Source organism: Protofrankia sp. CiP3 (assembly GCF_917627345.1).
GTDB lineage: Bacteria > Actinomycetota > Actinomycetes > Frankiales > Frankiaceae > Protofrankia.
Map to the genome: position 1 here is coordinate 1 of NZ_CAKJTM010000029.1, position 20,526 is coordinate 20,526.

Below are 20,526 nucleotides of genomic sequence, written 5' to 3' on the forward strand. Positions count from 1 at the left end.
ACTTGATCATGGCTGTGACCTGCGGTGATTCCGTCTTTGTGATCCGCTATGGAAGATCGTTCAGGGTGTGCGGGCTCAGCGCGGGCTCAAGCCGCACGATCGTGTTTGATCGGAGATCGTGCGGGCTCAAAACATTGATCAATATGGTGACGTTCTGTGTCCGCCTGCGGGTTGACCGCACGTCGTTCTGGGTCCCCTGTGGGCTGGAGGGTTCCCACGTTTGTAGACAACGGACCTGAAGCCACTGTCCACGAACGTGGAAACCCTCCAGTCGACGCCGAGGCGCCCCTGATGGTCAAACCGGGCGGGAGGCGGAGACTTCCCCGGCCCGCGCGGGTCCAAGCAGGGTACGTACCAGGGCACGATTCGCGACGGCGAGGCAGCGCACCACCCAGGGCGTGACGAAGAGCACCGACAGGCAGAACAGCAGCGCCAAGAGGGGGTTGACCCGGGAAAAAGACCAAGGCCCGACCCCCCACAGGAGCCCGACCCCCTCGGCGACCAACCCGCCGGGGAGGACGATGATCAGCAGGTAGAGAATCAGGTAGAGACTCCTCCGCCATGCGGACGGGTCCGTCAGCCTGACCCGCACCGTGCCGAGTACGCCGCTTCTGCGGCCCGGCGGCGGCGGGGCGCTCACGTGCTCGTGGAGCAGCACCGCCGCGCGGCCCCGCTCCACCATGCCGACCCAGCCGGCGGCGAGCGACAACGTGGCGAGGACGACGCACAGCCCGGCGATCCCTACCAGGGGGTTGAGCAGGAGATGGGCCGTCTCCCGCCAGGTCCGCACTGTGAACGGCGCCGACAGCACAGACCACGTGACACCGCGTCGTCCCGGTGTCGCGACCGGCTGCCGGGGGGCGATGCCGGCCCGCGCCGTACCCTCTCCCGGTCGTGGCGTGGGGGGCGGAAGGGCAGGGGGCGGCGCTGCCACCGGGGGGACGTCTGCCTCCTGATGGCGCTCGGCCCGGGTGGGTTCGCGTCCACCGGGCGGCGCCGTGCTCATAGGCGCCGTGTTCGTGGTGGCCGCGGCGGCGGGGACCTGGCCGGTGGTGGACCCGCCGGCCGGCGGTGGAGGCGGCGCGGGTGGCAGAGATGCGGGGGGCGGTGGGGACGGTTGCGGCAGCCGGGGGACGAGATCGACGCCGATGGTGATGATGGCCTCGCCGACGGGTCCCCGCACCTCGACGCCGCCGTGGTGCGCGCCGACTCCGGCGGTGTCGATCGAGACGTCGAGCCCGTCGGCCGTCACGTCCACGCGGATCCAGTCGTCCGAGGGATGCGGCGTGCAGACGCGGGCGAGGGGCGGGCCGAGTAGCCGGACCGTGTGGTGCGGCGGTGGCGCACCCTGCTCGACACGCCCGAAATGCAGCTCGGTCTCAGCGACACGCAGCACGGCCTCGCCCAGGGCCGCCTTCGCTTGCTCGGCGACGGTCCGGATGTCGGTGCGGGCCGTGTCGACCAGCGCCTCGCGGGCGCCTAATGCTGCTTCCTGGTCGTCGCCAGCCAGCCGCGACCGTAGCTCACTGATCGCGCCGAGGCGGGTGTAGGTGTTCTGGTCGGTCCTCGCGGCCTCCAGGTGCGGGGGAATCGGCAGCGGGCTGAGTCGTTTGCGCCGGCTGCGGGCCAGGTACAGCTCTCCCTGCATCTCGACGTCACGGCTCGGCGTCTGGTGCGGGTTCTGGTGGCGGACCCGGTCGAAGACGTAGTCGTAGAGCTCGTTGAGTGAGACCCAGCCGTCCTCGTCGCGGTCCGCGTCGCCGGTGGCCAGCCCCTCGACCACGGCTGCGGTGAATACCGAGGGCCGGCGGCTGTGGTCGTCGGCGAGCGTGTTGTCCTCGAAGGCGTACTCCGTCGAGCTGGACGCTGTGATCACCGCCCGTCCGCGCCCACCGCCCAGCTTCCCGGCGGGGAAGCTGTCCAGCACGTGGACGTCCCCGGACGCCCGCACGGTCACCCCGCGGGCGAAGGCGCCGCCATAGCAACAGTCCAGCAACAGCACGATGCTGCGCGAGCGGCTCGCGCGCATGCAGCGCTGGACGAAGTCCGCCGGGACCGCGGTGGAGCCGAGCCGGGTTGGCCGGGTGTTGCGCGCGGCGAGGAACAACTCCCCCGACTCGCTTTTCAGCCCGTGACACGAGAAGTGCAGCAGGATGACGTCCTCGGGGCGGCTCTCCGCGAAGACGTCCTCGATTTCTTGCTGCACCACGTGCGCCGGCTCGTTGCGGACCACGCGGACATCGAAAGCGCCGATCTGTGGATCGCCGAGTACCCTGCCGAGCGCTTCCGCGTCCGCCGCCGGGGCGCGCAGTCGCTTCATTCCTTCGTGTTCGTACTCGTCATTCGCGACGATCAACGCTCTCCGTCGGCCTGTCACCGCTCACTCATTTGGGGCGTGCCGGCTGACGAACACGTCGATCAGCCGGGTCTGGTCCCTCGCCGTCGCTGCGGACAGCTCCAGCACGTCACCGTCGAGTTCCAGGCGTACCGCCCGCGGTGGCCCACCGCTGCGGGCCAGCCACTGCCTGACGGCTGCCGCGACCGACCGCAGACTCTCGGCGGAGCCGGCGAGACCGACCAGCAGGCCACCAACCGTGGCCACGTCGAAGGCTCTGGCGCCCGGGGGAGGCTCGCTGGCCCGCAGCGCGGTCACACTCTCTACGCCGATCTGGAGGAGTTCCTCACGAAGGAAGCCGGTCAGTCTTTCCAACCGCTCCGCATCGGCGCCCTCCTCGACCAGCAGAAGACGTACCTCGCCCATCGCACCCCCTTTATCACCCTCAGCGTAGCGAACGCGTGCAGCTGTGAGGAGGTTGCCCTCGCCGCCGCAGAAACGGGATGTGCTCCGCGAAACTCGCCGGGGTAGCCAGAGCTGGCCCCGGGCTGTCGCCACGCGCACCCCAGTGACGCCCCCGGAGACCGGGTAGCCACCCGGCTCCCGAGGGCTGGCGGCGCAGTGTAGCGGCGGGCAGGGGGCGGCGCTGGTCGCGTCCGTCCGGCTGGGCTGAACGCGACGAATCCCAGCCGAAGACCGCATCACGCCCGGGGTTCGGGTGACGCCGCGCGGCCTTCGAGACGCGCACCGGCGGACCGCCGCAAAGAGGCAGCGGGCACCCGCCACCGGGGCCGTCCAGGCTCGCGACCGGTTGTACGCTCCGTATGATCGAAGATGAATTCTAAATAGCGAGAGAATAACTTCGAGGATTCTTCTTCCGTAGGACGTACGGAGGTTGAACCCGGATGGGACACGTGCGCACCGAGCGGTGGCACGATCTCGTAGTGACCATGCCGCGACGGTCAGTGCATCACGCCGCCTCCAATATCGTAGAAGCCAGCAGAGGCCATGATGGTCGCGACGGATGCCGGCCGCTACAGCGCTTCTCCCTGCACCACCCGCAGCACAGCCATCGTCTCGTCCAACTCCCTGACGGCCGGGGTGTCCGTCCACGGCTCCAGCTGCTGCCGTGTGTCCCGGAGGTGTATCGCAAGCCGGACCGACCGGTTACGAACCGCCAGTTCACTGGCCTGGCCCAGCGCGCGGGCCGCTTCCTCGATCTCACCGTGCTGGATGTGGGCACTGCCCAGGTCAACCATCGTCATGGCGAGGTTACGCACGGACAGCACCGGATCCAGGGTGGCGACCGAGGGCCCGATGATGGCCAGTGCCTCCGCCGGACGCTGCACGTGCAGCAGGCACTGGCCGCGGATGCTGGCGAGGAACGCCTCGTCGTACCAGTAGCTCAGCGACGGGCGATCGTCGCGCAGAGCCAGCGCGCCCGCGGCCCGGTCAAGCTCCGCCATGCAAGCGTCATACTCCCCGGCGGCGGCACAGGCACGGGCCGCCATGTCCCCGGTGTTGGCTTGTAGCGCCCGGTCTGGGGTACGCCACGCCCAGGCCACGGCAGCCGAAGCGTAGTCCACCGCCACGCGTGGGTGCCCCTGCCAGATGGCGGTCTGGGCTAGGTTACCCAGGATGAGGGCGCCGAGCTCGGTGTTGCGGGCCTCATGGGCGGCGGTGCGAGCCTCTTCGAAGTGCGGCACGGCCGCCTCGAAGTGGCCGAGATCGAAAATGAACCAGCCACTCACGCGGCACAGGCCGGCGTAGACGGACAGCAGTCGGGGGCGCAGGTCGGAAGGACAGCCCTCCAGAAGGTGCCGGGCGAGACGGCGTTGATCCAATACTGTCTGGATCGCGGCCCGCGGACCCAGGGCATCATCCTGGCGAAGAGCGCGGCGCAGGACTTCCTCGATATGCCCGATAATCACGGCGTCGACCCGCGACGGGGTGCCCAGCGCACCCAGCAGCCGGTCGGGTTCGACCACATCTGCGGTGGCCAGTAACGGCATGGCCGCCACGGTGGTCGCGGCCCGGCCTACAGAGAGCAGGAACTGGCGGCGTCTCACCGTGGTAGCCCAGGCGTGGAACAGACCCACAAAATCGTCATGGGCCAACTCCGTTGGCGGGACGGCCACGGGCCGGTCGCCGACAGGAAAGGTCGATGGCTCGCTCCAGGATTCCCCCCGTAAGGCGGCAATCACATCCTCTGGCCAGTGTAGGTCGCGCACCGCGTGGCCGTGCGGGGGCTGTTGGACCGCCGTGGGCTCGGGGACACGTGTGGTGGCGGGCAGCTGACGTGTGTCGGTGAGAGCAGTCGGCCACTGCGCCGTCCGGTGAGGACCCGGCATCCTGAACCACAGCAGCTGGTCCGGAATACGCAGACACGCGGCCCAGCGCATGAGCCTGGCCAGATCGGTGGGAGGCGGCCCGGCTTCGATACGGCTGAGCTGTGCCTGCGTGAGGTCCATCCAGCCGGCCACGGTTTCCTGACTCAACGGTATGCCGTGGTAAGGATGAGCGCGGTAGGCGGCAATGACATGACCCATATGCCAGGCATCAAAGGCGTCGCGGAGCTGGTCGGTGTCCCAGAACGCCTCCGGTACCACAGGGGCACCCAGAATACGGTCCTGGGCTGTGCGTTGACAGGGGCCGCACAGGCCGCCGGTATTGTCCCGGGCGAGACGGGTGCCGCAGCGGCAGTACCGACGCGTGGCATGGTCCATGGGGCGCTCCCGGATGGTTTCTCGACGGGACGGGGTTTCCGTGGTCTCGCAGTGTATCTATCACGATGGGTAATAGCGATACCCGCCATACGGACAGCGCATGATGCCGAAACGGGAGACGTTTTGCCGGGGCGTGACACAGACCGCCACGGTGGCATGGGCGTCCAGAACCGGATCGCCAGGAATGCACTCCCGGTTTCGGACGCCCACCGATACAGCGATGGATCATTTATGGCGGAGGGATTATGCCCGAGGAATACCGATGCGTAGAACGCCGCGCGGTGCGACCGTGCCCGCCCCGGCCGGGTGGATCGGAGGCGGACGGACCGGCAATGTTCCCGCCGGGTCTCAGCGGGCCGGCGCAGGTGGCCGCGGAACTGACGGTCCTGCAGGGCGGCGACCGGGACGACGAAACACCGGCGGATGCGGCGGATACGGGGCTGATGTCCCCGCTGCGTGTGGAGCTGGCCATCGGGGCGGCTGAGGTACAGGGGCGCACGGCCTGCGCGACGCTGGCGGCGGTGGCCGACCAGCTGCCCAGGGTGGAACCGCAGCACAGGATGATGTTAACGCAGCGGCTCCACACGGTGGCTGGGGAGCTGGAGCGGCTCGTAGCGTCCAGCGTGGCGATGACCGGGGCACGGGATACCGCCGAGCATGAGGCGGGTGGCCGGGAACAGCCGCACCCCGAGCGGCAGGGTGCCCGGGGTGCGGAGCCGGTAGCGCACCCCCTGGCCCGGGTCCGGGCGGCGCACGGCTGGTCCTACCAGCAGCTGGCGCGCCTGATTGCCCAGCAGGCCCGGCAGATGGGGGTGGCGAACATGGCGGCGGAGCGGCAGAAGATATGGCGCTGGGAACACAAGGGGGTCGTGCCGGATCAGCTGTCCCAGCGGGCGTTGGCCGCGCTGCTGGGAGTGCCAGCGGAGATCGTGGTAGCGCATCCGTGGCCAGCCTGGCTCCCGGTGGGAGAGGACCCCGTGGTGCTGCGCACGATGGAGGTCTCGGTGCTACGCACCCAGCTCCGGCTGGCGGTCCGGGCACTCGACGAGGCACAGGCCACGGGGGTGGAGTGGACCGTTCCCGCTGGTGTAGTCACTCGGTAGGAGGGTGCTGCTGATTTATAGTGGAGACACCTGATGGTACCTATCCCCGGGTGATGACATGCCGGCATGTCGTCCCGGAGGAGACGGGAAGGTTCCCCCTGTCGTGGACAGTGACCTTCAGGCCCGTTGTCTCCGACAGCGGCAGCCCTCTCCTCCGCTCTGGTAGTTTTCGCGCTGCGCAGGGGAGGGTGGTCTCCCGCGGGTCAGTGCACCGCCCGCCTCGCGTCGGGACTCTCCGCAGGGGGTTCGCATCGGGCTGTTGGGGCAGGTCGGGAGCCTGCCCGCTTGCGATCAAGATTGCCGAGCCCCCTGCTCCCAGCACGATGCGGGTGGTGCACTGGCCATCTGAATCCAAGCAGCCATTCCTTACCCCGGTGGGGGGTGGCCGTCATCAGCAGCGCCCGCGGGGTGTTCTTAGCGAGCAGTCGTCCGATCTGGTGGAAGCTGGTCGCGGTCGGGGTGAGCCTATGGGCCTCGTCGAACACCACGAGGTCCCAGCCGGCCTTATCCGGGCGGAGCGCTTCCTGCACGGCGGGGTTGACGGCGGCGAGTTCAAGCGAGAACACCCACAGGTCGTGACCGCTCACTGCGTCCTCGCGGATCGTGTTCGTCGTGAGCTGGCGCAGACCACCGCCGAAGAAACGCCCGAAGTCTGCAATCCACTTGCTGGCCAGGTTGGCCGGACACACGACGATCGCCCGGCGGACGAGCCCGAGACGCTGCATCTCCCGCAGGTAGAGCCCCGCCATGATCGTCTTTCCGGTGCCGGGCTCGTCCGCGAGCAGGAAACGCAGCTGAGGCTGGGGCAGCATCGCCCCATAGACGGCCGTGGTCTGGTGGGCATACGGCCGAAGCTGCGTCGAGGCGATCGCGCTGGACTCGGCGTTCGTCGCGGCCCCCGCCATCCAGCGAGTCCACATTCCGGCCAAGACCCGTGCCGAGTCCGCTCCCCCGTCAGCGATGATCGGTCGGACGACGTGCTGGTCTGCCGCGTAGACGACGATCTCATGCATGTCGCCCTGATCGTCTATCAGGAACAGCGTCCAGGCGCCTTCGGTCGGACCTGGCAGCGCAAGACGCACGTGTGCGAAGTCGGGCAGGCCCGCAGCATGCACTCGGACCCGCTGGCCCTGCTCGAACATCCGCCCCCGCCCAATCCGTCAGATCGGACATGCTAGTCAGTGACATGGAAGTCCGCCTTCATGTTGTCCCAACTGGGGCACGGCGGAGTTAGCTAAGGAGATCGTGAACCCGCCAGCCGAGTCAGATGACAGGGGTGAGAGCGGCCCAACCCGGGAAGCTCCAGCCTCCGGCGTCGGCCGTCAACCGAGACCGACCGCGTCAGACGACCCGCTCACCAGTGACCGTCCAGCGAAGGGCCATGATCGGCGCACAAACGTGCACCGGTCAGGCAGCTCGGTTCACGTGGTCACGGTCAGCAGCGTCAGGCCGCCGGGATGAAGCGGCGGAAGGGTCCTGCGGGTGAGTGCGGCAGTCCGATCAGGTGGGTGCCGGACACTGGCTCGGTGATGGCGAGGTGACTGCCGAGCATGGAGGTGAGGCTGGCGGCGACGGCGGCGATGTCGGCGGCGGAGCCGTGGAAGGTGGGTACGGAGCAGCCTCGGGTCGGGATGAGTTCGTCTTTGGCGGACACGTCCTTCCAGAAGGTGTGGAAGGGCTCCAGCGCGCCGTTGGCGGTGACTTGCTTGCCGGTTTGCTGGTCGATCGTGTATGGCCCAGCAGGACTAGCACGGTCGCTGACGGTGAGCAGCCCGAGAGTGCTGGTTCCCGCGTCTGTTGCGACTTGAGCGAGCAGCGGGCGTCCTGTTGCTGGAGCTAGGCCGTCGAGCAGTTGGCCGATGGCGCGGGAGATGGTGGCGTCAATGACGAGGTCGGCGTCCGTGAGGAGCGTGGCGAGGTTGTTTGGGATGACGCCGATGTGTGCTTCGAGCTCGATATCGTCGCGGATGGCGGCGAGGCGCTTTCGCAGTGCCTCTGCTTTCGCTTCGCCAATGTCGTCCTCGATGAAGTCCTGACGGACCAGTAGTCCTCCGGTGACGGTGCCGGGGTCGCAGAGGATGAGGCGTTTGGCGCCCGCGCGGGCGATGAACTCGGCGATCCAGGACCCGAGGCCGCCGCAGCCCCAGATGTGGATGGTTTTTCCTTGGTAGGCGCTGGTGGGGCGGTTGGTGTCGCGCCGGGTTGTGACGCTGTCCCGTTCGTCGGACACGGTGCACCACTCCACGGGTGTCTGGTTGTCGAGCGCCTCAGGGTTGATGCTGATCATAAGGTCGCGGCGTTGGCGGACGAGTTGGCGGAGTTCGTCGGCCGTCGCGGCGGGTACCCGGCCTGCGAGGAGGTGCGGAGGTCCGCCGGTGGGGTGCGGGATCGCGAGGATGAACGTTTGGGGTGTGCGCGCCGGGTTTCGGGTGGCGGCAGCCGCGAGCGCCGTGAGGAAGGCCGCTGCTTGAGGCCGGGGCCGCGGAGCGACGAAGGCCCTGGGCGTGATCGCGGTGTCGAGCTGCGCCAGCAGGTCGTGCAGTCGGGTCCCCGCGCCGAGCGGTAGGGGGTCTGTCACCTGGAAGACCACGGTTCGGTGCTGGTCGGGGTGACCGCCGTCGTAGTGAAGGTCGTACCGGTGCGGCGATCGCAACGTGAGGAAGGCGACTCGTGCCTTGGCCAGCGTGCCGGATTCACGAACGACGATGGTGGGAGTGCCCGCCGTGCGATGGAGGATTCCGCCGACTGCGTGGAACAGGGCCGCGTCGGGGTTGAATCGTGCTGCCGCCGCGTCTGCCAGCCAGTCGTGCAGCCGGTCGATCGCACTGGCGAATCCTCGCTGCGGGTTCCACTCCCGCGCAGGATCCAGGTAGAGGCACAGTCGTCGTCCTTGCAGCATGTGCGGGTACCCGAGGAACCGATCATGGTCGACCTCGACGAACGGCGGCGCCAGTCGAGTGGGTCCGATCCCCAACAGGAACTCCTCCTGCTCTCGCAGGGGAAGGCCGTGCGGGGCGTGAGGCAGGTCGCCGGTCCGCAGGCGGATGCGGGCTTGGACAAGCCCAAAATCGGTCAGCCTGGGGCGGTTGAGTAGTTGGAACTCGTCCGGTAGGGCGGCCGCAACCGCGCCCAGTGCACGGACGGCAGACTCCTGCCAGTCTGTGCACTGGGCGCGCTTCCGCTTCGTCACCGGTGGCGTGACTCGTTACCCGGCTCGACCGGAGCGGCCGGACGAGGAGATGCCGGGAAGTTCGGTACCGCCGGTGGTCCCGCCCGCCGCTCCGGCGGCGCCGAACTTGCTGCTGGACGACGAGGTCTCCGGGGCCTGGAACTTGTCGCCGAACAGGGCCTGCCACTGCTTGACGCTTTCCTCTTCGTCGGTCTCGTGGTAGGCGTCGTGGATCTCGGTTGCGTGGGCGTGGATGCGGGCGCGGAAGTAGGAGTAGGTCGTCTGGGTCCACCGGTGGTCGAAGGTGACGACCGGGTTCGACGGGTCGGGGATGGACGGCTTGATGGGGCGCGCCTGGAGCCACGTGTCCAGGTCGCCGACCATGTGTAGCAGGGCGGTCGGCAGGTCGCTGTAGTAGCCGGGATCGCCGATCTTCTTCCACTCCTCGACCTGCTCGCCGAGGAGCGTGGTGATGAGGATCGACTTGGTGCCGGTGAAGGAGTTCTTGTGGTCGCGCAGGAATTTCAGGAGGCGGATCACCTTACGCAGCTTGCGGTTGGCGATCTTGTCCTTGTCCTTCATCCACTGGGTGAAGCCGGACGGGTTGGTGGTCTCGAACGTGTTGTCGTCCCGGTTGATGATCACCTGGCGGTCGTCGGCGAGGATAACGTACGGGACGATGTCGACGTGCATCTTGTTGTTCGCGTACTCGACGTAGACGCAGCGGCACTTGCGGTTGTGCGGCATGTCGCCGTAGATCGAGTGATGGTGGATGACCTTGTAGACAGCGTTGATGTACTGCTGCACGTCGTCTGACCAGTCGGGCTCCTCCTTCATCTGAACGAGGAAGTCGGCGTCGAACGGCTTGCCGTTCTGCGGGCTGATGATTGTCTCCTGGGCCCAGGAGCCTTGCGGGATCTTCTTGACGAGTCGCGGGCCGAGGTCCGGATCCGCCTTGAGCGCCGCGTAGATGGCATCGACGCGGCTCGCGAGCAGCCCCAGGTTGAACTGGCTGAGGTTGACCGTGTTCTTCAAGAAGTTGTCGAAGTAATCGGCGTGCCTCATTGGGCGTCCCCCGTGGTAGTCGTTGGCGATGCGGTGACCGGCGTCTCCGATCCGGCCGTGTACGTGTGGGCAAGGTCGAAGCGGCGGCCGGTCACGTATTGACCTGGACGACGGGTGTGTAGGTCCCGTCCTGCCGCTCGTACACCTCGATGGGAGGCTGCGCCCCGCGCATGAAGGCGCGTCCCATCTCGATGACGGAAGACAGCGGCGCGGCGGCGACGAGGTGCCACTTCGTGGCTCCGGGGCACGTCGTCTCGACCTCGGCGAGCAGGCTCCGCCAGCGGTCGGCGAAGTTCCGCAACGTGCCCGGGCGTGCGAAGAGACCAGGACCGAAGCGATCAGCCTCGGGCCGGATCTCGAAATACGGCAGCCCCCGCAGCGCATCCGGGAGGTTGGCCTTCTGGACCTCCGCGGTGAGCGAGGCGGCGAGGACGACCTCCGTGGCCAGGGTAGAGCCGACAGTGGTGCGGGTGGAGAAGTCGTGGATCGGGGCGGTCTCGTCCCAGCGCCAGCCCTGGTCTCCGTCGCGGTGCTTCTGGTAAAGCCGCGTGTCGGTCTTGTCGTCAAGCCGCGAGCCCAGGTACACGAGCAGCGGGATCGGAGCGATCGCGAAGATCGACAGGTGGTCGACGAGCCCGCTCGCGACTGCCTGCTCGACCAGTTCCAGGGTGTGGTTGATCTCTTCTTGGGCGGCGATCCAGTAGGAGGAGCGGCTCGGGTCACCCGCGATGTGGCAGAGGAAGTCTCCCTGCCATCGACCGTCCGCGAGGCCGAGGTAGCCGTCGGCCAGGAGCGCGTCGGCCGTTTGCCGCTGAGAGGCGAAGGCGGTGGCCCCCCGCACGAGACCGCCCACCCGGATCGCCGCGGTCCGGCGCAGCCCGCCGCTGGTGGCGGCCACCCGGACACGGTCCTCGTGCGCCTTCTTGAGGGCGCGGAGTCGCTCGGTCGTGAAGTACGGGGCGTGATCCTCATCGTCGATCAGACGGTGGCAGGCGTGGCAGAGCAGGAGGAGGTTCTCCTCCGCTTCCCGATCCGCAAGGTCCTCGGCGAGCCCGCGGGGCGAGCCGGGAGTGGCAGTGGCGCCGACGTTGTGCGCCAGTTCCCCGACCAGGACGGTGTGGAAGAAGTTGCGGTGTTCGAGCAGGCTGGTGGAGCACATGACGCAGCACCCGGCGGCTCGCGCCCCGACAGCGAGTCGCACCGCGGCCTTAATGTTCCCCCGCTTGACGGAGGTGTCCCGGACCTGGTTCAACGCCATAGATCAGAAGCTACCGGGACTATCTGACAGAACCGGAGCGCTGTGCGCCGCCACCTCTGTCGTCACCTGCCTTACCGCTGGCATCCTCGTCGCGGTCAACAGCTCCTGATCGGCCGAGGCTGCGCTGACCGGCGGCGCCTCGGCCGCCATCGCGGCGTCCGTCGCCGCGGCACTGGGCGGGCCGTAGACCCGTGCGGACGCGGTCTGCCGGTCGCGACAGCCGTGCCCGTTCGAGCCGACGGATCCTGCCATCTGGGCACAGTGTCCAGGCGGCAGGACCCATCGGCCATGCGGAGATGCGGTCAGGCCGCGCGCTGGTGGGGATCAGGGCCCGCGGGTGGCATTGGCTGCGGCAGGTGTAGCCGGTCGGGACGCTCCAGACGGGTGAACGCACCATTGCCACGACGCTGGGTGTTGGTCCGCAGGGGCCAGAGGGCGGCCAGCTGGCCCAGTCCGAGGCGACCAGTGCTACTCGAAGTCAGGGGGAGCCAGCGGAGCAGGGTGGCATCCAGGTGCTGATCGGGTTCGGCGAGGTCCGCGGCCGTGGTCGCGACGGGCACCCGCGTGGGCTGGTCAAGGGCGCGCAGCGCCTCGGTCAGGGCCGGGCCTCCCGGCGGGTCGTGGTGGTCCAGATCAGGATCGGCGTGATGATCATGGTTTCCTTGGCGAGCCGGTGGTAGCCGTCGAGCTTGAGGGCGAGGCGGCGTAGCGGTTCGGTGCCGTAGTCCAGTTCGAGGAACCATTCGATCTCGGTGCCGCGCTGCGCCAACCGGCCGTAGGCGTCCGGGCGGACGATGTCCCCGTACAGCACCGCGCACCGTTCCTCAGGCCACCACCCCGTAAGCCGGCCGGTGGCGTGGGGCTGGCGGGCGTGGTGGATCAGCCGGGTGAACATCCCGTTGACCGAGACCCGGTGGGCCAGATACAGGGAGTGGGCGATGCCCATGGCCCGGTCATGCTGGTAGTCGATCTTCTTCGGGTCCAGGCCGTCCTCGTGCGCGAGGACGGCGGCGCCGGCGACGTCGAGGACGTAGTGCATGGGCGACAGGCCGCTGACGGCCAGCGGCTGGAACCGGTCGAGGACCTGCCAGCGGTACAGCTCCAGCAGGCGGATGTTCGCTGAGAGCGTGTTTGACAACTCTTGACGATCTTCATTGTGATCATTTATATGAGCGAATAGCTACGAGATGTCCTTTTCCCTTGGGCGCCGCCACCCGGTAGATCAAGAAAATCTCTACTTCCTATATCCGTCTAGATGGGTACATAAGTTATTGATCAAAATGAGAAAGCGATCTTGAATGGGGTTTTGAAACACGCTCTGACCGGCGGGTGATCCAGCCGAGTTCGACGATCTGGTGGGTGGTCAACACCCGGTGTTCGTGGATCATGTGGGTGATCCACCGGTCCCGGAGGGTGAGGTGACGGGCCAGCCACAACTGCTGCTCACCACTGGACACGATGCGGGCGGTGGGCCGGGCGTAGGTGCGGCGGCCGAGATAGGTCTGCTGTGGAGGATTCGTGATCACGCGGAGAGGTCTCCCAAGGGGTCGTCAGGCAGGCGGAGGCAGGCGAACGGGCAGGGTGGACGGACGGCTGTGGATGAGGCGGGGGTGCGCGGGGCGCGTCCGCACCTGGACACGCCGCACGCCAGCACGCGGGGTACACGCTGGTTCCGCCCGTCGGGGCGGGGCCGTCATCCGACCGCGGCCAGCACACCCGTCCCGGCCGGCTCGACCCGGCCGAGATCAACCCTGTCGACGTCGTCCGGCCCGACCGCCCCCGGCAGCCCATCCGCCGCCCGGTCGTCGGCGTGCGACGCGGTCACGGCTGTGGTGGTCTTGGGAGGTCTGCGTTCGCGGCGTGTTCTTCCAGCACTCGGTGAGCCTCAGTGCGCAGCTGCGCGACCGCGCCCGCGCGCTTCGAGCCGACTTTCAGCCGCTTGCGCAGCTCGTCCGAGGAGATCGGACGGCGGTGCTCCTCCCAGTAGCGGGCATCCTCGCGCCGCGCAACACACAATTGGCGGCGGCGGCGGCGATGACTTCGAGTGCGGTGCTGCCGAACGGGATCCGCAGGTCCTGGTGGTCGGGGTTCACGGGCACATCCTGACGCCCAGTAATTGTTCTTTCCCTGGGGCCTGAGAAGATCATAAAGGGGTATTTCGCTTCCGGTCACCCGGTGGACGACCAGGTCCTGGGTGGCGTGGGTGGCGCCTGACACGAGACCGGTGAGTGGACCGGATGGTGTTGTCGACGCAGCCGACGGGGCATTTCAACACCCCGCTCACGCCCACCATGAACGACGCCAACAGGATACCCAGCGCGGCGCGGGACACGTGGACAGGTCCTTCCCATGCCCGTGTGGCGATCCGTGATGCGTTGACGTTCTGTGACGAGAAATGTCACGCTATCGATCTTGAAATGGGAACAGAAAGAGAACACCCTTCCCGTCACGTGGCGGAACTCCGTGTCAAGCTACGACACTCGATCAAACCGCTGAGCTGCGAAAACGGTGGGATATGGTCCGTGCCGGCATTCGCCGGCACGGACCATATCGGACTTGTAATCGAGCGGTTAGGGGTTCGAATCCCCTCGCCGGCTCCCTTCCCACCTGGGCTTCTGCCATTGGCGTGATCCCAGAAAGATCGTCATGTATCCAACGGCGTACCCAACGGCTCATGGGCTGTCTGTGCCGCCCGCTTCGTCTTCACCGGGTTCCGTCCGTGGCGGACCTGGTCTGGCCGTCCATGACGAGGCCATCGAGACGCGCCACGGCGTCTTCCACTGTCTCGTAAGAACCCGTCCTGTCAGGAGCCAGCTGGCCGCGACCCGCGGTCTGGACCCACGAGCCACAACAGGTTCTCAACGCCCGCCCAGACCGGCCTCCTCCAGGTCCAGGTCGTGTTGCAGGCGCCGCCGTGTCGTGTCGCTGATCTGGTGCTCGTCATACAGACGGCGTAGCTCGACGCTCTGCACGACGAGCACCTCGCGGCACAGCTCGCGGTATGCCTGGAGGGAGGTTCTGCCCGACTGATCGTCGCTGTGCTCGGCGGGTTGTTCCAGGCGTGCGTCGAGGTTGCGGCGCATACGGGCGACGGCCGCTTCCGGGATGCTCTCCAGCCTGGTCAGGTGGTCGAGGTGGATGAGCCCAGCATGGGCCAGAAGGCTGCGGGCGCGGGCTTCTTCCCGGGCGGTGTGCTCGGGTTCGAGCGCGACTCCGGAGCGGCCCACAACGTGGGCCAGGCTCAGGCCCTGGACGACGAGGGTGAACACGACGACGGCAGTGGTGAGGGTCAGGACCAGGGGGCGTCCGGGCAGCGGGGTGCCATCGGTGGCGCTGAGCGGGATGGACAGGGCCGCGGCCAGCGGCATCACGCCCCGGGTGCCGGCCCAGGTCATCACACTCGCCAGCTGCCAGGACGGGCGGCCTCCGGTGGGTCTGACAGCCGCGGACAGCGGGAGCATCCACAATACCCGCAGGATGATCAGAGCGGCGGCGACAGCGAGTGCCTGGAGCGGCCACGGGCCGGTTCCGGCCGGGAGCTCACGGATCAGGGACGGCAGTTCGAGACCGATGATGCTGAAAACCACACTTTCCAACAGAAACACCACCACCGCGTATACGGCGTGCAGTTGCAGCCGGATATGGGCGTCACTGAGCCGCTGCCGGGAGCGCCCCAACAGCACGCCCGCGACCACGACGGCGGTGATTCCCGAGGCGTGCGCGGATTCGGCCAGCACGTAGGCGGAATACGGGGTGACCAGCGCGATCACGGTCTCCAGCTCAGGGTCGGTGGTGTGCCGGCGGATGATCGCGACGACGGCCGCGACCGCCGCGCCGATCGCGCTGCCGCCACCTGTGAGCAGGAAGAACTGGCCGCTGGCCGCCTGCCAGCCGACCGCGCCGGAGGCCACCGCGACGGTGACCGCGACCTTGAAGAGCACCAGCGAGGTGGCGTCGTTGAACAGGCTCTCCGCCTGCACCAGCACCTGCACCCGGCCGGGCAGGGCGAGCCTGCGGCCGAGCGCGGTGACCGCGACCGGGTCGGTGCTGGCCAGTACCGCGCCCAGCACGAACGCCATGGAGGCTGGCAGCGGCGTGAGCACGACAGCCAACGCGCCCACGGCAGCCGCGGAGGCCAGCACCAGACCGGACGCCAGCGCGGTGACGGGCCGCCACACCATGCGCAGGTCGCGCAGTGACAGCTCTTCGGCGGAGGCGTACAGCAGCGGGGGCAGGACGACCAGGCCGATGGCCTGCGGGGCAATGCGCAGGATGGGAGCGCCCGGTACAAATGCCACCCCGAGCCCGGCCAGCACCAGCAGCGGTGGGGCGGGCACCCGCCAGCGGCGTGCCCCGGTGGCCACCGCGGTGGCGAGCACCACAAGAAACAGGAGCGTCCCCACCGCGCGCATCCGCCGAACCCCTGACCCATGATCGGGGTCACTGCCGCGGGCCGCCGCAGTTCGTTCCCCGCGCCGACCAGGCTTCCCGGCACACCGTCGGCCTACTTTATCAATCCTCGCCCTCAGCCTGCTCGGTCTAGATCGGCGAAGGTGAAGGGTGGAGGTTGTCGCTTCGGATTTCTACTACAAACTGTCGTAACCTACGACGAGGTGTCGTAGGTTAGGGTGGTGCGGGTCGCGTGGCCCAACGGTCGGTGGGCATGTTCGAGGGTGAGGTCCTGGCGGAGTTGCGGGTAGGTGATGGTCTGGTGACGCCAGCCGCGCCCGAGGTGTCGCCGTTCCACGAGCATGCGGTGACCCGTCGGGTTGCCGCGCTGCTTGCTCCGCCGCCACTGTCGCGCCGGCTGCCCGCGGCGATCCTGGCTGTTCTCGGGTTGATCGCCGCGGTGCGCGTGCCTGGCGCCAGCCGTGAGATCGGCCGGATGTTCAACCTCGCCATGTACGTCTGGTCCATGCATGTGTGGTCCATGTACGTCTGGTCGCGGTAGCCGTGGCCGCGATACCCGCGCATCCGGTTACCATGGCCGCCGTGTTCGTTTCCAGCGTGGCTGCCACGGTCACCGCCACGCCGGGCACGAGCCTGCTCCAGCACCTGTTGATCCTGCCCGGACCGGCTGTATACGCTATCGTCGCCGCTTTCGCTTTCGGCGAGGCGGCGGTCTTCGTCGGATTCGTGCTGCCCGGTGAGACCGCAGTGGTACTCGGTGGGGTGTTGGCGAGCCAGCATGTGGTCAGCCTCCCCGGTATGGCTGCGGTCGTGGTCGTTGCCGCGATCCTTGGTGACTCGGTCGGCTATGAGGTGGGCCGGCATTTTGGTGAACGGATCCTGGCGTTGCCGCTGCTACGGCATCGCCGCCCGGCTGTCGACCGCGCCCGTGCCTACCTTCGGGCCCGCGGGGGGCGGGCGGTCTTCGTCGGCCGTTTCACCGCCTTCCTGCGTGCGGTCATGCCCGGCCTGGCCGGTCTGTCCCAGCTGCCCTACCGCCGTTTCCTCGTTTTCAACGCGGCCGGCGGTATTGTCTGGGGCGTCGGATTCACGCTGCTGGGCTATGTTGCCGGCGCATCCTACGCCAGCGTCGAGAAGGCGGCCGGATGGGTCTCCACTGGCCTGCTCACCCTGGTTGTCGGCGGCTTGCTCGTCCTGCACCTGTACCGCCGCCGACACGATCCGGCCACCGACAGCCAGTCCGGTACGTCACCCCAAAGCAAAACCGGCGAATGAGCCGCGCGCTCGCCGTGAGCTCGGCCCGCAGTTATCCAACCGCCGCCGGTTCCGATCAGTTGTTTATCTTCTTGTCCCTTGCTTGTTCTTTTTCATGATTGAGAGGAATTCGTTTTCCCTGGCGCGCGCGGAGATGGGCGCTGGGCCGGTGGCCCCGGGTCAGACGTCGAGGCCGTATTCGCGGGCGATGCCGGTCAGGCCGGTGACCCGGCCCTCGCCGAGCGCCCGGAACGTCCAGCCGTTGCCTTCGCGGGCGACCTCCCCGAACAGCATCGCGGTTTCGGTGGCCGCTTGGGTGGTCAGGTCGTAACGGGCGATCTGGTTGCCGCTCTCCGCGTCGAGAACGCGGATGTAGGCGTTGCGGACGTCGCCGAAGCTCTGCTGCCGGTCTTCGGCATGATAGATGCTCACCGGGAAGACGATCCGGGTGATGCTGTGGGACAGCCGGTCAAGCCGGATGTCGATCTGTTCGTCATCCCCGGGATCGCCGGTTCCGTTGCCCTCCGCCGCGCCGGTGAGGTTGTCACCCCGGTGGACGATCTCATGCCGCGGACTCGTGAGGTTGTTGAAGTAGACGAAGAAGTCCCGTGATGCCGCCCGGCCGTCCGCGGTCAGCGCGATGGCACTGGCGTCCAGGTCGAACTCGGTTGAGCCGGTGAGATCCGGGTCCCAGCCCAGGCCGACCGTGATGTGGGTGAGCCCGGCTCCCTTCGCGAGCAGGGCGACACCAGCGCTACCACGCCCCTCGATGTCCACAGCTTCCTCACCTTCCAACGGCGTCCGCCGTCCCCGTGTTAACAGAATCACTATCCGCGTGGGGAGCGGTCATGGGTGTGTCCGGAATGTGACATGCATCCTACGGATTCGCTTCTTTGCGGAACAGCTGGCTTGTGGTCCGCATCGTCATGACGCACGGCGAAAAGTCATGATACGGAGTGATATAAATCATATGTCCGTGAAGGGGTGATACAGCCGTAATATCGTTTTCGGCATGGCGGGTCACCCTGCTTCTTTTCTCGATAGTGGCGGAGTCCGCAGCGCGGCGCCACGTCCGGCTGTACCCGGTCGTGATCGGAAAAGGCACATCTCCGGGTCGGGCCTGGTAGGGTTCGCGGAGTACCCGATGGAAGCGCAGGGCCGCGCTGGAGCCGGGTTATGTTGGTGCGGAACTACGCTGGCATGGAGCTGTGCTGGCATGGAAGCATCCCCAGCGGCGACGGGCGGAGGCCCGCGCTGGACGGTACAGCTGGAAAATCAGGCGTCACCGTCCTGCTGGCGGGTCGTTCTTGGCTTCTTTGCCGTGGAGATGACCGCGTGCGTGGTACCTGTACGCCGGGCGCTCTAAAAGCCGTTCTGTTAAACCGGCATAAAATTTGGATGAGTTGGATGAGATGGAGTACTTCGATGGCAGCACAGTCGCTTTTTTCATCGCCGCAGCCCGCGGTCGAGTCCAGGACGTTGCCGCGCGTGGGAGGAGCTGGCCTGCCGTTGTTCCAGGAGCCGGTTTACCCGCCGGGAACCCCCGGGCCTGACGGCGGCGCGTCCTATGGCGACGGACCCCACGACGGCGGGCCCTATGGCGATGAGCCCGACAGCCAGCGTTCACCCGTGTTCACGGCCTCGGCAACCGCGGCTCCCTACGCGCGGGCCGCGGGGAAGGGCAGAGGGGGCCGTCCGACAGCGTCACGAACGGGCCGTAGCGGCCAGGCCGACCGGATAGGTCGATCGTAATTGTGGTTCGGGCACCGCTGCAGCTCGGGGCAGCGCGGGGCCTGGATGAACGGGGTCTGGATGAACGGGGCCTAGCGCGGCGCCGCGCGGAGCGTCGAGTGGGTGACGGCAGCCCGGCGGCGTGCGCTGAAATCCCTACCAGCCGAAACAGCGGCCAAACAGGTCAGCAATAACGTACGTGTGTCCACCCATGACGGATGGCGGAAAGCCGTCGGTCAGGAGTTCCACCGGATTTTCTCAGCAAACGCCAAGACTTCTCCGCGAAGCTGGGGGCACTGATCGCGATCGGCACTGGTGCGGTGCCCATCGCGGCATGCGCAGGTGGGTCGCTTTGCCCGCCGGGGCCTTCGGAGGAGTGGATGCAAGTATGGCGCCCGCGCCCGCGGATCGGACGGAAGGCACTCGCCCTCGGGGCGGTGGCCGCTGTCATCATCGTGGCGGGTTCGATCACGGTTGGTCTGGCGGTTTCGTCGTCCGCTCCTGGTAGTACTCCACGTCAGGTTGCGGCGAGCCTCGGGACTATCCGGCAGGCGGTTTCAGCTACCGGCATTGTTCAGGCTGCCCACGAGGCAGACCTGACTTTTGGCGTGTCAGGTAGGGTCACCACCGTTTCGGTCACGGTCGGCCAGCAGGTTTCGGCGGGACAGCCGCTTGCCACAGTTGACTCGGCGGCCCTGACAGCTTCGGTCGCGCAGGCACAGGCCAGCGTGTCCACCAACCAGTCCCGGCTGTCCGCCGACCAGACTGCCGGGGCCACAGCTGCCCAGCTCAACGCGGACAACCAGGCGATCACCGCCGCACAGGACGGGCTTGCCGCGGCGCAGCGTTCGCTGGCCCAGGCGAGCCTGACATCGCCGATCGCCGGTACCGTCGCGGCTGTCAACCTGGCGGTCGGTCAACAGGTCTCCGGTGGCGGTACGGCCACATCTGGCGCCGGCGGCGGGGGCTCGGCGTCGAGCACCTCGACGTCCGCGTCCTCCGCGTCATCCGCCCAGGTGGTGATTGTCGGTTCTGATGGTTACAAGATCAATACTAGCGTCGACGATACCCAGATCGGCCAGATCAAGACGGGCAACCAGTCGGTCATCACGCCGAACGGCGCCACCACGACGCTGTTCGGGACGGTGTCCACTGTCGGTCTGCTCCCGACCCAGAGCTCGGGGGTGGCGACGTACCCGGTCACCATCGACGTCACCGGGATCCCAGCGGGGCTGCATCTCGGGGCGAGCGCCCAGGTGCAGATCATTGTCCGGCAGCTGACCGACGTCATTACGGTACCTACCGCGGCCCTGCGCTACACCGGCTCCCAGGCGCAGGTGTATCAGCTGATCGGGGGGCGGCAGACTCCGCGAGCGGTGACGGCGGGGGTGAGCTCCGGTGGCGTCACGCAGATCACTGCCGGGTTGGCGGCCGGGGACATGGTGGTGGTACCCGACACGGCTCCCGCGGGACGT

The 20,526-nt window shown here is 67.7% G+C and carries 17 protein-coding genes and 1 pseudogene; 4 read left to right on the top strand and 14 right to left on the bottom strand.

Annotated elements, in window-relative coordinates:
- Positions 1-295: 295 nt before the first annotated feature.
- The 3 genes from MJ797_RS12615 to MJ797_RS12625 form a co-directional block, all read right to left on the bottom strand.
- Positions 296-2,377, bottom strand: coding sequence for a caspase family protein (locus tag MJ797_RS12615; RefSeq protein WP_239334533.1), 2,082 nt, complete (start codon positions 2,375-2,377; stop codon positions 296-298).
- A 3-nt stretch (positions 2,378-2,380) separates the two neighbouring features.
- The gene (locus MJ797_RS12620) at positions 2,381-2,761 is read right to left on the bottom strand and encodes a hypothetical protein (protein WP_239334534.1); all 381 of its coding nucleotides are present in this window, start codon (positions 2,759-2,761) and stop codon (positions 2,381-2,383) included.
- A 608-nt stretch (positions 2,762-3,369) separates the two neighbouring features.
- Entirely contained in the window at positions 3,370-5,061 is a 1,692-nt protein-coding gene (locus MJ797_RS12625; protein ID WP_239334535.1) for a hypothetical protein, read from the bottom strand.
- A 731-nt stretch (positions 5,062-5,792) separates the two neighbouring features.
- Here MJ797_RS12625 and MJ797_RS12630 point away from each other — a divergent pair.
- Positions 5,793-6,032, top strand: a pseudogene (locus MJ797_RS12630) (transcriptional regulator); the annotation flags it as partial.
- A 335-nt stretch (positions 6,033-6,367) separates the two neighbouring features.
- On the opposite strand, the gene MJ797_RS12635 reads toward MJ797_RS12630, so the two are convergent.
- From MJ797_RS12635 to MJ797_RS12670, 10 genes are all read right to left on the bottom strand, one after another.
- Positions 6,368-7,306: a DEAD/DEAH box helicase family protein gene (locus MJ797_RS12635; RefSeq protein WP_239334536.1), complete on the bottom strand. Its 939-nt coding sequence runs from the start codon at positions 7,304-7,306 to the stop codon at positions 6,368-6,370.
- A 302-nt stretch (positions 7,307-7,608) separates the two neighbouring features.
- A complete protein-coding gene (locus MJ797_RS12640; RefSeq protein ID WP_239334537.1) occupies positions 7,609-9,354 on the bottom strand; it encodes a ThiF family adenylyltransferase in 1,746 nt (581 codons plus the stop codon).
- Positions 9,355-9,369: 15 nt separating this feature from the next.
- Positions 9,370-10,398 (bottom strand): cyclic GMP-AMP synthase DncV-like nucleotidyltransferase, encoded by a 1,029-nt coding sequence (locus MJ797_RS12645; RefSeq protein ID WP_239334538.1) that lies wholly within the window; start codon positions 10,396-10,398, stop codon positions 9,370-9,372.
- A gap of 91 nt (positions 10,399-10,489) precedes the next feature.
- A complete protein-coding gene (locus tag MJ797_RS12650) occupies positions 10,490-11,656 on the bottom strand; it encodes an SAVED domain-containing protein (protein WP_239334539.1) in 1,167 nt (388 codons plus the stop codon).
- Positions 11,657-11,659: 3 nt separating this feature from the next.
- Positions 11,660-11,908, bottom strand: a complete 249-nt coding sequence (locus MJ797_RS12655) for a hypothetical protein (RefSeq protein WP_239311388.1) — start codon at positions 11,906-11,908, stop codon at positions 11,660-11,662.
- 50 nt (positions 11,909-11,958) lie between these two features.
- Complete coding sequence (locus MJ797_RS27250) at positions 11,959-12,216, bottom strand: hypothetical protein (protein ID WP_308128310.1); 258 nt, start codon at positions 12,214-12,216, stop codon at positions 11,959-11,961.
- Positions 12,217-12,251: 35 nt separating this feature from the next.
- Positions 12,252-12,794, bottom strand: coding sequence for a replication-relaxation family protein (locus MJ797_RS27255; protein WP_308128311.1), 543 nt, complete (start codon positions 12,792-12,794; stop codon positions 12,252-12,254).
- A gap of 130 nt (positions 12,795-12,924) precedes the next feature.
- Positions 12,925-13,182, bottom strand: a complete 258-nt coding sequence (locus MJ797_RS12665; protein WP_374582081.1) for a hypothetical protein — start codon at positions 13,180-13,182, stop codon at positions 12,925-12,927.
- A gap of 167 nt (positions 13,183-13,349) precedes the next feature.
- Positions 13,350-13,481 (bottom strand): hypothetical protein, encoded by a 132-nt coding sequence (locus MJ797_RS26975; protein WP_255738872.1) that lies wholly within the window; start codon positions 13,479-13,481, stop codon positions 13,350-13,352.
- Between the two features lie 1,033 nt (positions 13,482-14,514).
- Positions 14,515-16,068 carry a Na+/H+ antiporter gene (locus MJ797_RS12670; RefSeq protein ID WP_239334540.1) on the bottom strand — a complete coding sequence of 518 codons (1,554 nt, stop codon included), beginning with the start codon at positions 16,066-16,068 and terminating at the stop codon, positions 14,515-14,517.
- 251 nt (positions 16,069-16,319) lie between these two features.
- Between MJ797_RS12670 and MJ797_RS12675 the strand changes: the two genes are divergently transcribed.
- A complete protein-coding gene (locus MJ797_RS12675; protein ID WP_239334541.1) occupies positions 16,320-16,607 on the top strand; it encodes a hypothetical protein in 288 nt (95 codons plus the stop codon).
- On the top strand, positions 16,580-17,341 hold the full coding sequence (locus MJ797_RS12680; protein WP_239334542.1) for a DedA family protein: 762 nt from the start codon (positions 16,580-16,582) through the stop codon (positions 17,339-17,341). The genes MJ797_RS12675 and MJ797_RS12680 overlap by 28 nt, the downstream gene beginning before the upstream one ends.
- A 159-nt stretch (positions 17,342-17,500) precedes the next feature.
- Here the strand turns inward: MJ797_RS12680 and MJ797_RS12685 are convergent, their stop codons facing one another.
- The gene (locus tag MJ797_RS12685; RefSeq protein WP_239334543.1) at positions 17,501-18,097 is read right to left on the bottom strand and encodes a TerD family protein; all 597 of its coding nucleotides are present in this window, start codon (positions 18,095-18,097) and stop codon (positions 17,501-17,503) included.
- Positions 18,098-19,431: 1,334 nt separating this feature from the next.
- Between MJ797_RS12685 and MJ797_RS12690 the strand changes: the two genes are divergently transcribed.
- Positions 19,432-20,526 (top strand): efflux RND transporter periplasmic adaptor subunit (locus MJ797_RS12690; protein ID WP_239334544.1); only part of this gene is annotated, 1,095 nt, incomplete at its 3' end.